This window comes from Paenibacillus sp. Z3-2 (assembly GCF_054161325.1).
This window is the reverse complement of sequence record NZ_CP096397.1, coordinates 5067696-5081420: the sequence shown is the minus strand read 5'-3', so window position 1 is coordinate 5081420 and position 13725 is coordinate 5067696. Positions and strand designations below refer to the sequence as shown.

The window sequence follows — 13725 nt, the reverse complement described above, 5'->3', positions numbered from 1 at the left end:
TAGAACCAACATACTCTATATTATAGATACCGACCGTTGGTATGTATAAGGAGGGAGTTATGGCTAGAAATAAATACCCTGAACAGACACTGGATCAGATATTGGTCGTTTCAACACAGATGTTTACCAAAAAAGGATACGAAAAGACCAGCATTCAGGACATTATAGATGAATTAGGCATGTCTAAGGGCGCAATATATCATCATTTCAAGTCCAAGGAGGACATTCTTAGTGCGGTAATGGAAAAGGAGCTTGGGCGAGCAGAAGACATGTTTATGGAACTCATCCAGAACACGCATGCTCCGAATGCCAGACAGAAGCTCATCAGTATTTTGGAAAATATTATCGTTGATCCTGGAATTCAGTCTAACTCAATTGATCAGGTTCTAAGCACTCAGATCAAGAATCCACAGTTTGTACTTGGTGGAATCAGGAAGGGTGTTCTAAAAGACGCACGAATTATTGCCAATATCATGGAGCAAGGCAAGAGTGATGGATCGATTTCTGTCGAATATCCGCTGGAGTGCGCTGAAATCTTCATGCTGCTCGTTAATATCTGGATTAACCCTCTCCTTTTTGGACGGGATCAGGCACAGACATTGGAGAGACTCAAGTTTCTACAGCACATGATGAAGCTCTTGGGAGCGGATATCGTAAGCGAACAACTCATTCAGCGAATTACGAATCGGCATGCCAGCACGGGAGGGTATGCGGAGGCGGAATAAAAATACATATGATTGTTTGAAATGGAGAGGGAAAAGATGTTGAAAAGTAGTGAGCTTGCCATATGCAAGAGCATAGACATTGATCAATCCATTCATAATATACAGCTAAATTGGTTGTCAGGAGATATCAGAGTTCTTACGAGTGTGGATGAACTGATTCACGTCATACAATATGCGGATACGTGGTTTTCCAAGCGAAGCCTGATGCAAGTTAACATTCAAGGGGTTACCTTAAGCATTGCGGACGGGAGAAAAAGGAGGGGCCTCGTTGGAATAAATATCGGTAGAACAGCATTGGAGATATATCTACCTGCTCGGGTCTTTGATACTATTTTTTTAAACTCCACGGGAGGACAACTCCAGTTGAATCGGTTTCAGGCCAATCGCTGTCGATGCAACATCACCTCAGGTTGTTTAGACCTAGCGGGAAGGATGGAGGAGCTTGAACTGCACGCAGTAGCATCCGTGGTAAAAGGACAACATCTTAGTGCAGATAGACTCATTCTTCAGTCCACTTCAGCCAAGATCGATATTAGGGGAGAATTCCGCCACTTGCAATATACAACTACAGGCAGAGGATTGAACATGGATTGTCTCAAGATGCCGGAGAGCTTGCATTCCGTATCCACAGGAGCAAAAGTAGTGGTTTCCATTCCAGATAACGAAGGTTTCGAAATTTTGCTTAAAAAAAGATCGGGAATATTAAAAAGTGATTTTGATTTGACTCCCCTTCATAGAGACAGCAACTATTTCATACACAAAATCGGAAAAAGTGAATTCAAAATAGATATTAGAGGAGGAGCTTTTCTTCTAAAAGCCAGGAAAAGTGAGACTGACCTTATGTACTGAAAACAAAGGGGGCAGATAAAATGGCTGGTTGGATCGTAGGAATAAGCTTTTCCACCATCGTATTGCTGATCGGCATTTATGGGACATTGAACAGCAGACGCAGGCAGGTCAGAAACAAGTGGGCCTGGTGGTTTATTTTGTTCGGTTGTTGTGCGCTTGTCAGTGCCATCATTAATTATCAATTCAGATAAGCTTCATGCCTTACAAAAGTAAGCCCTACAAAACGGAAACGGATGTGGCTTTCAATTGCCCTATATGATATAGTAAGTATCCTTTTGTATTGCCAGATCTAGGCGATGCAGAACAAAACATATTCTTAGGAGGTAACTGAAACATGTCAGACAGCTTTCAAAGTGCCTATCAAGAAGAAGAGTACAGGTTAGAGCGAACGATGGAGGAAGTGGACAGTCAGCTGGAACGACTGCAGAATATTCCGGTTTATACCGGCCATGACTTCACAGAACAAGTGCTGGAAGCTGGACGCGAAGAGCGCCGCACCGCCTTGTCCAAGAGCGCGCAGCAACCCTATTTCGGACGCTTGGATTTCGAAGAGCAGGGCAGTGGTGCACGGAAACCGCTGTATATTGGCAAAATCGGCGTAGACCGCGAAGAGGTGGGAGAGCATCCGCTCGTCATCGATTGGCGTGCTCCTGTCGCCAGCCTGTTTTACTCATTTACGGGAGGCGAAGCCTCCGCTACGTATGAAGCCCCGGAAGGGCTTATCGAAGGTCTGGTCTATCTGAAACGAAACGTTGTCATTCGGCAGCGGATATTGGAACGTGTGGCAGATACATATAACCGTGACAGTGACCAGCCAGCGGTATCCGATGAATTCCTCGTTTATCGTCTGGGAGAGAACAAGGATAACAAACTCCGTGACATCGTATCTACGATTCAGGCGGAGCAGGATCTGATCATTCGTGCGGCGAGAAACACCGCATTGATCATTCAGGGTGTGGCCGGATCCGGGAAAACAACGGTTGCCCTGCATCGGCTTGCCTTTTTGCTGTATCAGTATAAGGAGCAGGTATCTGCGGAGAAAATGGTTATTTTTGCACCCAACCACATGTTCCTGGATTACATCTCGGATGTGCTCCCTGAACTCGGAGTAGGGGACATTCAGCAGCGGACATTCCCGGATTGGGCAATGAACCTGCTGGGGCTGGAGATGCCTTTGGCGGATACGTCGGAGACATTGAACACCTGGTTTGAAACACCTGATGCACGGCCTGAATTGAATGATGATGTACCTGGACGTTACAAAGGATCAATTCGCTTCATGGAGCTTATTCGAGAGTGGCTCTCGGGCATGGAAGAAGATTCCGTACCGGGTATGGACTTCTGTCCATGGGATGGTAAGGTGCTCAGCAAGACGGAGATCGAGAACTGGTTCGGTCAGGAATACAAGCATTATCCACTGGCCAAACGCAAAGAACGGGTCATGGCGCGTGTTCACCGCTGGATTGAGATGGAGCTCAAGAAACCGATGCCAGAAGCTGTGCGCAAAGAACGCAAGAAAAAAGCGTCCACTCGTGAGAAAGCCTATACCAAGAAATGGCCTCAATACGAGCCGCTTACACTATACAAACAGCTGTTCAAAGCTGCAAAGGGTGGTTCTGTGCCAGCGTCACTCAGCGGGCTTATTCCAAAACTAGTCATGAAACAAACGACAGCAGATCTGAAACAGGATATCGTCCGTGAAGAAGATTTGCCTGCATTGGTATACATTCATACACTGGTCCATGATATTGAGGGTTCGGAGCGGTTCGATCATGTCGTGATCGATGAAGCACAGGACTTTTCACCTTTTCATGTGGCATTATTGGATCAGTTCGTCAAAGGGCATTCCTTCACCATACTGGGTGACTTGTCCCAAGGAATTCATGAGTACCGTGGTGTTCACGCGTGGGAAGAGATGAGTGCTCTGTTTCCTGAGGAACAGAATGCATACTTTGCCTTGACGCGAAGCTATCGTTCGACGATGGAAATTATCGATTATGCGAATACGATTCTGGAACGTGGCGTCAAGAGCGGGATTACGGCGATACCTGTTTTCCGGAGTGGTGATCCGGTTCGGACGTTAGCTTATGGAGGCGAAGGGCGGACGGCGAGTCTTGAAGAGGCTTTGAAGGTGTTAACGGTCAAAGACTACCGAACGGTCTCCATTCTGACCCGTACACTGCATGAAGCAGAGGAACTTCATCGTGAACTGCAGTCTGCAGGCTGGGATCTGAACCTGATCGATGGTGGGAAAAAGCAGTACACAGGTGGACACTCCGTTTTACCAGTCTATCTGTCCAAGGGGTTGGAGTTTGATGCCGTTATTGTGGCAGACGTAGATCAGAAGCATTATTTGCCGAATGCGGGTGATGCGAAGCTGTTGTACGTTGGTTGTACACGGGCCTTGCACGAACTGTGGTTGTTCCATGATGGTGAATTGCCGATCTATGCGGCTGCAACACATAATCCCGACGGCGAGCCAGTAACCATTCAGGGTTGGCCAGAGCTTGGTTAGATAAAGTTTGCTTATACAACAAAAGGCATGACGTTTATGGGATAGATCCATAAGCGCTTGCCTTTTTCTGCTTTGTGCGAGAATCCGCTTAATTTTCCGACGAAGAACGACGGGGAGTTCAGGGTTATGTTACGCTATTTCTCATTCTGGATGAGCGACGGTTCACCAGGAATATACCGACACCAATGAGTAATCCACCTGCCAATGCAAACCACTGAACGTACTCTCCCAGCAAAATCCAACTCGACAATACACCAAAGAACGGTGCCAGAAACAGATACGAACTGGTTTGGGCGGGGTCACTATGTTGCAGCAAATAAAACCAGAGTGAGAACTGGATGATGGAGCAAACAAGCGTTAACCAGAGCAGCACCATAACCGAGGTGGTGTTCACCATAAAGTGAGGCTGTTCAGTCCATACGCTCAGCAGAAGCAGCGCAGCCCCTCCTGCAAGCATCTGATAGGCTGTTAAGACAAAGGTATCGTAGGCATCGCCCCAACGTTTGATGAGCAATGTCGATACTGCAAAGGAGATCGCACCGCCAAATCCAATCCAGGTTCCAGGGTTAAAGCTCATATGCCATCCAAAGGTTAATATAATCCCCACGAAACCGAGCAGAACACCAATCCATTGACTGAAACGGTAGGTCACTCTATATAAGAGAGCACTGAGGATAATGACCAGCAACGGATTGGTAAACGTAATAATGGCCGATTCACCGGATGTAATCCAGTTCATGCTGTAGTAGGCGCAGCCCATCACTCCTGCGGATTGGAACAGGCCAATGAGGATTATTTTCAACCAAGACTGCCACGCGGTAGGTAAAGGACGTTTACGCAGGAACCAGGCCATCAATCCACCAGCCAGTACATAACGTATGCCCATGAGCAGGAAAGGTGGGGCATATACCATGCCGATCTTACCAACTGGAAAAGAAGTTCCCATGATCAACGTTGTCATAATGATCAATAGTGTATATTTCAATGGTTTGATGATCCGGGTATCCTTTTCATGACTGGAGCTCATAACGTCTGTCCACTATCTACAGTAATTAGCTGTCCGGTCATGGAGTGCTGTTCAAGCGCAGCACAGATCATGTGTGCGATATCCTCAGGAGAGGCAATTTTCTGCAATAACAGCTCTCCACCGAGACGATGCATTCGATCCTCGTTTCCAGCCCACCACCTTGTAGCAACCGCGCCAGGAACGATAGCATTCACCCGAATATGTGGTGAGAGAGCGTGCGCAAGTGATAAGGTCAGACCGTGAACTGCCGCTTTGGAGACGGAGTAAGGAAGGGAGGAGCCTGAACCCGTACTGCCTGCGATGCTGCCCAGATTTACGATAGAACCACCGCCAGCCCGCTTCATATCTTCCGTCACGGCACGAGCACAATGAAACATGCCTTTCACATTTACATCAACCAGTTCATCCCAGACGTCATCTGTAACTAATTCCAGATCGTGCAGGGGGATATGATGAGTGATGCCGGCGTTATTCACAAGCGCAGTGATTGGGCCATGGGTTTCAGTTATTGTAGTGACCATCCGCCGGACATCAAGGTCATCGGCAACGTTGGCTTGAACGGCCAATGCATGACCTCCTGCATCCAAAATATGTTGAACTGTCTCGTTTGCTGCATCCCGTGAGCGGGAATAGTTGACGGCAACCCGCGCTCCACGCTCAGCCAGCATCAGACTTACAGCACGACCTATACCCGTTCCACCACCAGTGATCAAAGCAACTCTATTTTTCCAGTATGTCATGCTGAACACTCCTTATCATCATCCAGTCAGCTGACTGGTTTGGGATCTATATGAATTGTAGTCCGGTTTACACATGAAGTATAATGATTGGTAATGAAGTGGATATCATTTTGAATGATGTCAGAGTGGAGGGACCATGGAGAGCGGGGATCTTAGAATATTTCAGTGTGTTGCACAGGAAGGAAACTTGACCAAAGCTGCTTCTAAACTGGGGTATGTGCAATCGAACGTAACGGCACGAATCAGGCATCTGGAAGCAGAAGTGGGTACAACGTTGTTTATTCGTCATAATCGAGGCATGACGTTATCTCCAGCTGGAGAGATGCTGCTGACCTATGCGGATAAAATCATTGGTTTGCTAAATGATGCTTCCAAGGCGCTTCGGGCGACGAGTACACCATCGGGGCCGTTGCGAATAGGGTCTACACAGACGGCCGCAGCGGTACGTTTACCTGAGCTTTTTGCAAAATACTATAAACAGTATCACGACGTGTCCTTGTCACTGGCAACTGGCAACTCGCAGATGCTTATTGATCAAGTGATTGGGTATGAATTGGAAGGAGCGTTTATTGGCTGTGCCTGTGATCATCCTGATATCGAGTCTATCGATGTATTTGATGAAGAGTTATTTGTAGTTTCGTCGGGCGTGGGATCAGAAGATGAACTTACCCGTAAGCCGATCCTTGTTTACAGCATGGGATGCTCCTACCGACAAACGTTAGAGGAGTGGTTGCTCTCAAGTGGGGTAAACCGTCCGGTGATTATGGAATTCGGTACATTGGAAGCGATTATCAGTGGAGTAGCATCGGGTATGGGGATTTCTCTGTTACCGGAGATTGTAATTCGGCAGCAAATTGAAAATGGCAGCCTTCGCAAACATTCGCTCCCCTCCGGCATAAGCCACATGATGACTTGGTTTATTACACGCAAGGATGCGTTTGTCAGCAGTGCGCTTGGTGCATTTATGGCTATGTTACCGCGGGAGTATGATATGATAGAGAGTGGAGAACCACCAGAAGCGTAATTGTACACAAGTCAAGGCAATCCGTTAAGGAAGTGATGAGCAATGGATTTATTTTCGTTTCAACAGGATTCAAAGCCACAAGCTAGATTGCTTGCGGACCGCATGCGGCCAGAGCACCTGGATGAATATATTGGACAAGAACATATCATTGGACCGGGAAAATTACTCCGGCGCGCCATCGAGGCTGATCAGATTTCGTCGATCTTGTTATACGGTCCCCCAGGATGCGGCAAGACAACCCTGGCACATATTATTTCCCAGCAAACACAAGGACAGTTCGTTCGCCTGAATGCAGTGGAAGCTTCCGTCAAGGATGTGCGTGAAGTCATTGAGCAGGCACAAACGAACAAACAGCTGTATGGAACGAAAACCATTCTGTTCCTCGATGAGGTACATCGGTTTAACAGTTCACGTCAGGACGCGCTATTGCCAGCGGTAGAGAAGGGCACGATTATTTTTATTGGCGCGACAACAGAGAATCCCTTTCATTATGTCAATGGGGCCTTGATGAGTCGCTCCACCCTGTTCCAGCTGGAATCGTTGAACAAGGAGCATTCCCTTATTGCAATGCGCAGAGCATTGAGCGATGCGGACAAAGGTCTCGGATTCATGGAACTGCAGGCGGACGATGAGGGGCTTGAGCATATTGCCACGATGGCCAATGGGGATATTCGGCGTGCGCTTAACGCGCTAGAACTGGCTGCGTTGACCACGCCACCGGAGAAGGATGGATCCATTCATATTACGCTTGATGTGGCAGAAGAGTCTATTCGGCGACCGATTGTGAAGGCGGATGAATCCACACAGTATGATGTGCTGTCTGCATTTCACAAGAGTATTCGGGGTTCCAGTGATGCTGCGCTGTTCTGGTTTCTATACGCGGTGGAGAAGCTCGGCATGGACCCGATGACCTTTATTCGGCGTCTGATTGCAGCGAGCAGCGAGGATATAGGACTTGCGAACCCGCAAGCGATGACTCAGGCGATTGGAGCACTTGATGCGTACCGGAATAACGGCTGGCCCGAAGCCAAGCTGAACATTGCACAAGCGATTCTGTTCGCAGTGGAAAGTCCAAAATCCAATGCGGTGTACACCGCCATTTCCAAAGCCATGAACGCCATGGATGAGGTGAAATCGGCAGAAGTTCCGCTTCACTTGCGAGATACGCATTACTCGGGTGCCGTAAAACTGGGACATGAGGGCTATCACTATCCACATAACTATCCAGGGCATTACGTGAAACAGGAATACTTGCCAAAGCAGCTCTCACGCAGAGTATTCTATGAGGCCACGGAGCAGGGTAACGAATCGAAGATTAGGCTGAACCAACAACGACGCAGGGAATTGTAAGATCAGATAGATCACTCGGGAGATGCACATAACATGAAAGAAATTTTATATATAGGAGCAGGTGGATTTCTCGGCACATCGACCCGATATGCCATACAGTTAGGGATACCAGCTGCTCATGTAGGCTTTCCTTGGGCGGTGCTGCTAATCAATGCGATTGGCAGCCTGTTTTTGGGTTGGTTCTTTACCATCGCTGTTCCGGATAAAATAACCCCACAACTTCGACTTGCGATTGGCACAGGTTTTACTGGCGCATTTACGACATTCTCCACATTTACACTGGATATTGTTCGTTTATCTGAAGGGGGAGAATGGGCTAAGGCAGCAATTTATACACTCGTAAGTGTGTTGGCGGGAGTGTTACTCTGTGCGCTGGGAATCAGACTCGGACAGCGTATATTGGGTTCACGAAGCCAAGAGGGGGATGCCTCATGATCCTATGGATTGGTTGTGCAGGTGTGTTGGGGGCGGTTATGCGTTACAGTCTGGGAAAATGGGTCTCTGGCTTGCTGGGAACGGCTTTTCCGTGGGGAACATGGATTATCAATATCAGTGGTTCACTTCTGCTTGGGCTGTTATATGGGTGGCATCAATCTGCATTGGTCTCAGATGGGGTCTGGGTGATCTGGGGAACCGGATTCTGTGGTGCATACACCACATTTTCGACCTTTGGCTATGAGACGGTAGGGCTTATGGGTCGACAACGATACGCCAGAGCGGTGCTCTACGTCGTAAGTTCGGTTGTAGTTGGGGTATTGGCCTCATTGGCAGGAGTCTGGTTGACTGCATAACGAACTAATTTTATTTTTTTTGCAAAGAAAAGCAGGAAAAAAGCCATCCTTCATGGTATACATGAAAGACGGCTTTTTTAATAGGGATACACGGTATTGTGTATAATCCGCATTTTAATGGACAAGCTCTATTACTGCATTGCGGGTACAGGTACTTTTTGCACTTGATCGATCGTACCTCCGCCGAGGCATACCTCTCCGTCGTAGAAAACAACGGCTTGTCCTGGCGTAATGGCTTTTTGTTGCTGGTCAAATTGTACATCCACACTTCCATCTTCCTGCCAGGTCAATGTAACACCTTGATCCGGCTGACGATAGCGGAACTTGGCAGTACAACGAAATGGTACATTAGGCATGTGCTCTGCACCAGCAATCCAGTTCACACCCGTTGCGGTTAGACCTGTGGAGTACAGACTTGCGTGGGCATCACCCTGAACAACAAGCAGTTGGTTCTTCTCCAGATTCTTGTCTGCAACGAACCAGGGCTCACCATTGCCGGAACCACCAATGCCAAGACCTTGACGCTGTCCAAGTGTGTAGTACATCAGACCGTCATGGCGGCCTTTGACTTCACCAGTCGCGATATCAACCATGTCTCCGCCTTTGGCAGGCAGATAGTTACTCAGGAACTCTTTGAAGTTGCGTTCGCCGATGAAGCAGACACCTGTACTGTCTTTTTTCTTGGCGGTATACAAGCCAGCGGCTTCTGCAATTTTGCGTACTTCCGGTTTAGGCAGGTGACCAATCGGGAACATGGCTTTGGACAACTGGTTCTGATTGAGTGCATTAAGGAAATACGTCTGATCCTTGTTGCTGTCCACGCCGCGCAGTAGCTTGAACGTACCATCTTCTTCAATCAGACGAGCGTAGTGTCCTGTAGCTACATAATCTGCGCCGAGATCCAGAGCTTTGTTCAGGAATTCACCAAATTTGATCTCACGATTACACATGACATCCGGATTTGGCGTGCGGCCCGACTTATATTCATCAAGGAAATAGGTAAATACTTTATCAAAATATTCTTTCTCGAAGTTGACAGTGTAGTAAGGAATGCCGATCTGTTCACATACGCGGCGTACATCCTCTGAATCTTCTTCAGCGGTACAGTGGCCGAACTCGTCGGTGTCATCCCAGTTTTTCATGAAAATGCCGATGACATCGTAACCCTGCTCTTTCAGCAGCAGTGCGGTAACGGAAGAATCGACGCCTCCGGACATGCCAACGACGACCCGTGTATTTTCAATTGTTTTGGACATCGTTATCACCATTTCTATATATAAATGTGTTTCGTTTCTTATTCTAGCATAACCGGACTCAAGATACGATACACCCGGCCAATTTTGGATAGTGTCCACCACAGACGCACATTTTGGAATATCGTCAATCTTTCTTTACCATAAAGCATGCAGATATGTTAACATTAGCTGAGGGTTATGATCGGAATACGGAGGATTAGAAGGTTAAAGCTTAGTTCTATGAATCTCTGCTGTGGACAGATCGTGAACCAGACGGTTATGGACCACAGGATAAAATATAAAGTTTCCAATCGTTTCTGAAAATTGAAAGAGGTGACTCCTTTGAAAATATCGACAAAAGGCCGTTATGGCCTCACGATCATGATGGAGCTGGCTGCCAGAACAGGCGAAGGTCCTACATCACTTAAAAGCATTGCTGAGCGCAACCAGCTCTCGGAACATTACCTAGAGCAATTGATCGCTCCACTGCGCAATGCAGGACTGGTTAAGAGCATTAGAGGTGCTTACGGCGGTTATATCCTTGCAGGTGATCCTGCAACCGTGACTGCAGGCGATGTGATCCGTGTACTGGAAGGGCCCATCTCTCCAGTAGACTTCACAGAGGAAGATGATCCGGCGAAGCGTGATCTGTGGTTGCGTATTCGTGACGGCATTGCCGAAGTGTTGGATTCCACAACACTGAAAGACCTGATTACCTTCCAGGATCAGGACAAAAAAGACAGCTACATGTTCTATATTTAAGGTCATTAATTCGCATCACAGAAGACATACTAAAGCCCCCAACTTGGGGGCTTTAGACATGCCAATAGAGGTAGTTCAAAAAAGTCCACTTTTGATTACGAACGATGCCTAGCGGCATCATCAGCATCGAAGTTGAAATTTAGCCGAAATGTCCGTTGCTCACGTAGTTTCCCTACGCTCCGCTACTCCATTTCTAGCTGCATTCCATCTTCTCGGTACTGAAAACCAGACTTTTTAAAAACGCATCAATGGGTACTTTGTTCTTCGAATTCTACAGATTATTTTAATTGAGCAGGGGTTATGTATTCAGCCGCGGGATTTACAAGATGGTCAAATGTGAACTTAACTGGATAACTTGTAAATCAGCGACTTTTTAAGGTTTCTATATCAGCTTCCATGCGTAACTGACGGCGATTCAAAATATCGATGCTGTGCTGATGGGTATTCAATTCGGTAGTTACTTTGCGTTCAGAGGCGGAGTGGGAAGCGTCAAGACGTTTCGTAACGGTCAATGTTTCCAGAACAGCTTGTTGAAGAAGCGGAATGTTTTTAGTTTGTTCCTCAATGGCATTAAGTCTGTCATCGACAGTGTCTAGTCTGCTCTCTACTGCACCGAGTCTCTCTTCCATAGCATCGAGTCGGTGGTCTATTTTTTCAAGATGTCCATCAATACTGTCGAATCGTTTGTCCATTTGTTGAAGCTGATTCAGAATCTGCCCGAGAATGGGATCACTCATGTCTCTCTCTCCTTTTTGAAATGGATATAGAATATTATACACGAAGATGTGACAATAGAGCATTCGTTTAGATTTCCAATTTTAATAGTATGCCATGAGATAGAAATTTAACATATAACGGGGTGAAGATAAATGAAACGAATTTATTTGGATCACGCCGCATCGACACCTATGCATCCACAAGTCGCAGAAGCGATGATGAACGTCATGACAGGGCAATATGGCAACGCATCAAGTATCCATGCCTTTGGGCGTGAAGCCAAACGGACCGTCAGCGGAGCAAGGGATGTCATTGCGGCGTCTTTGGGCTGTTTCCCGGACGAGTTGGTATTTACCGGAGGCGGCACGGAGAGTGACAATCTGGCAATCTTTGGAGCAGTCTCAACAAGACAGGATAAGGGGAAACACGTTATTACGACGGTAATTGAGCACCATGCTGTTTTGCATACGTGTCAGGAATTGGAACGTCAAGGCTATGAAGTAACCTATCTATCTGTTGACCATGATGGACGAATAAGCCTGGATGAGCTGCGAGAGGCTATCCGACCGGATACGGTGCTGATTACCATGATGTATGCCAACAACGAAGTGGGCACGATTCAGCCTATACGCGAGGTGGGTGAGCTTGCCCGTCAGCATGATATTCTGTTCCATAGCGACGCGGTTCAGGCTCTGGGCAGCCAGAATATTTCCTGCAAAGAACTGCCTGTGGATCTGATCAGCTTCTCTGCCCATAAAATCAATGGACCTCAGGGCGTGGGTGCACTCTATGTACGGCGAGGGATTGTGCTGGAAGCTAGAGCTCATGGTGGGCTGCAAGAGCGTCAGCGGCGCGCAGGTACAGAGAACATAGCTGGCATCGCCGGATTCGCAGAGGCCCTTAAAATTGCTACAGCACATACGGAGACGCATCGTCAGCATGATCTGGAATTACGGAAACTTCTGCTGGATCAGCTCAAAATTCATGTGGGGACGGAGCACTTTCATGTGAACGGGCACCCGGAGTATACGCTGCCAAACATCCTGAATATCAGCTTTCCGGAAGTGTCCACAGAGACGATGTTAATGAATCTGGATATGGAAGGGATCGCCGTTGCAAGCGGCTCGGCCTGTACTTCCGGTTCGCTTGAAGTATCTCACGTGCTCAAAGCGATGGATCTGCCTGAGACTTTTTTACACTCTGCGATTCGATTCAGCTGGGGATTGGGTAATACTACGGAAGAAATCATGATAACCGCCGAAAAAATTGGAACCATTCTTGGGCGATTGCGTAATAGACCCTGAGGGGAACTTTACACATGGAACAGAAGGAGGGAAGAAGTTCCATTTCATCGGTTGGATAGAAGCGGTTTTGATGATCGGCGTCTGATTGCCACTCATCAACTTTGGGCATACCTAGCAATAGCGCCGCGCCTATTTAATGATAAGAAGATGAGGAGGACCCAACGATGAAGCTTCAGGAAATGATCGGACTTGCCGTTTTTGATGTTGAGGACGGGAAGCAGGTCGGTAAAATCCAGGATTTCATTGTGAATGATGATTGGCAGATTGAAGGCATTGAACTTGAGAACAAAGGCCTGTTTACCAATCATGTCAAAATCGTGCAGTGGCAAGACATCGTTGCCTACGGCGAGGATGCCGTCATGATCCGTAATCAACAGGCTGTCCGCAAGAGGGGAGCCGACGACATAAAATACACGTACCTCCTCGGTCGGTCTAAATTGAAGGAGATGTCCGTGCTCACCGAAGAAGGTTTGCTGCTTGGACGTGTCTCTGATGTTTATTTTGACCAAGAGTTGGGAAATACAATAATAGGGATTGAAATTACGGACGGTTTTGTGTCCGATCTGATTGAGGGCCGTAAATGGCTGCCATGTACAAGTGATATGTCCATCGGGGAAAGTGCCATTATGGTGCCGCCGCTGAGTGAACAACGCTTGGAAAATGCCATTCATTCTGTTAATGGATAG

Annotated in this window: 15 protein-coding genes; 11 read left to right on the top strand and 4 right to left on the bottom strand. The window is 47.4% G+C overall.

Annotation, left to right across the window (positions count from 1 at the left end):
- Nucleotides 1-59: 59 nt before the first annotated feature.
- From M1D71_RS22730 to M1D71_RS22715, 4 genes are all read left to right on the top strand, one after another.
- A complete protein-coding gene (locus tag M1D71_RS22730) occupies nucleotides 60-725 on the top strand; it encodes a TetR/AcrR family transcriptional regulator (protein ID WP_458123797.1) in 666 nt (221 codons plus the stop codon).
- Nucleotides 726-746: 21 nt separating this feature from the next.
- The gene (locus M1D71_RS22725) at nucleotides 747-1574 is read left to right on the top strand and encodes a DUF4097 family beta strand repeat-containing protein (protein ID WP_458123796.1); all 828 of its coding nucleotides are present in this window, start codon (nucleotides 747-749) and stop codon (nucleotides 1572-1574) included.
- Nucleotides 1575-1594: 20 nt separating this feature from the next.
- Nucleotides 1595-1765: a hypothetical protein gene (locus M1D71_RS22720; protein ID WP_458123795.1), complete on the top strand. Its 171-nt coding sequence runs from the start codon at nucleotides 1595-1597 to the stop codon at nucleotides 1763-1765.
- Between the two features lie 143 nt (nucleotides 1766-1908).
- On the top strand, nucleotides 1909-4089 hold the full coding sequence (locus M1D71_RS22715) for a HelD family protein (RefSeq protein ID WP_458123794.1): 2181 nt from the start codon (nucleotides 1909-1911) through the stop codon (nucleotides 4087-4089).
- Between the two features lie 124 nt (nucleotides 4090-4213).
- On the opposite strand, the gene M1D71_RS22710 is transcribed toward M1D71_RS22715, so the two are convergent.
- On the bottom strand, nucleotides 4214-5116 hold the full coding sequence (locus M1D71_RS22710) for a DMT family transporter (RefSeq protein ID WP_458123793.1): 903 nt from the start codon (nucleotides 5114-5116) through the stop codon (nucleotides 4214-4216).
- A complete protein-coding gene (locus tag M1D71_RS22705) occupies nucleotides 5113-5856 on the bottom strand; it encodes an SDR family NAD(P)-dependent oxidoreductase (RefSeq protein WP_458123792.1) in 744 nt (247 codons plus the stop codon). Before M1D71_RS22705 ends, M1D71_RS22710 begins: the two co-directional genes overlap by 4 nt.
- 136 nt (nucleotides 5857-5992) lie before the next feature.
- Between M1D71_RS22705 and M1D71_RS22700 the strand changes: the two genes are divergently transcribed.
- Genes M1D71_RS22700 through crcB (M1D71_RS22685) form a run of 4 tightly spaced genes read left to right on the top strand, consistent with a single transcriptional unit; the run spans nucleotide 5993 to nucleotide 9021 of the window.
- Nucleotides 5993-6880 (top strand): LysR family transcriptional regulator, encoded by an 888-nt coding sequence (locus M1D71_RS22700; RefSeq protein ID WP_458123791.1) that lies wholly within the window; start codon nucleotides 5993-5995, stop codon nucleotides 6878-6880.
- A 42-nt stretch (nucleotides 6881-6922) separates the two neighbouring features.
- On the top strand, nucleotides 6923-8230 hold the full coding sequence (locus M1D71_RS22695; protein WP_458123790.1) for a replication-associated recombination protein A: 1308 nt from the start codon (nucleotides 6923-6925) through the stop codon (nucleotides 8228-8230).
- Between the two features lie 33 nt (nucleotides 8231-8263).
- Entirely contained in the window at nucleotides 8264-8665 is a 402-nt protein-coding gene (gene crcB, locus M1D71_RS22690; protein WP_458123789.1) for a fluoride efflux transporter CrcB, read from the top strand.
- Nucleotides 8662-9021, top strand: a complete 360-nt coding sequence (gene crcB / locus M1D71_RS22685) for a fluoride efflux transporter CrcB (protein WP_458123788.1) — start codon at nucleotides 8662-8664, stop codon at nucleotides 9019-9021. Before crcB (M1D71_RS22690) ends, crcB (M1D71_RS22685) begins: the two co-directional genes overlap by 4 nt.
- A gap of 131 nt (nucleotides 9022-9152) precedes the next feature.
- On the opposite strand, the gene mnmA is transcribed toward crcB (M1D71_RS22685), so the two are convergent.
- Complete coding sequence (gene mnmA, locus M1D71_RS22680; protein ID WP_145323983.1) at nucleotides 9153-10277, bottom strand: tRNA 2-thiouridine(34) synthase MnmA; 1125 nt, start codon at nucleotides 10275-10277, stop codon at nucleotides 9153-9155.
- A 321-nt stretch (nucleotides 10278-10598) separates the two neighbouring features.
- Between mnmA and cymR the strand changes: the two genes are divergently transcribed.
- Nucleotides 10599-11018 carry a cysteine metabolism transcriptional regulator CymR gene (gene cymR, locus M1D71_RS22675; RefSeq protein WP_076212458.1) on the top strand — a complete coding sequence of 140 codons (420 nt, stop codon included), beginning with the start codon at nucleotides 10599-10601 and terminating at the stop codon, nucleotides 11016-11018.
- Between the two features lie 362 nt (nucleotides 11019-11380).
- Here the strand turns inward: cymR and M1D71_RS22670 are convergent, their stop codons facing one another.
- On the bottom strand, nucleotides 11381-11755 hold the full coding sequence (locus tag M1D71_RS22670) for a hypothetical protein (protein WP_458123787.1): 375 nt from the start codon (nucleotides 11753-11755) through the stop codon (nucleotides 11381-11383).
- A gap of 132 nt (nucleotides 11756-11887) precedes the next feature.
- Between M1D71_RS22670 and M1D71_RS22665 the strand changes: the two genes are divergently transcribed.
- Both M1D71_RS22665 and M1D71_RS22660 read left to right on the top strand, forming a co-directional pair.
- Complete coding sequence (locus M1D71_RS22665; RefSeq protein ID WP_458123786.1) at nucleotides 11888-13039, top strand: cysteine desulfurase family protein; 1152 nt, start codon at nucleotides 11888-11890, stop codon at nucleotides 13037-13039.
- Between the two features lie 164 nt (nucleotides 13040-13203).
- Nucleotides 13204-13725, top strand: a complete 522-nt coding sequence (locus tag M1D71_RS22660) for a PRC-barrel domain-containing protein (RefSeq protein ID WP_458123785.1) — start codon at nucleotides 13204-13206, stop codon at nucleotides 13723-13725.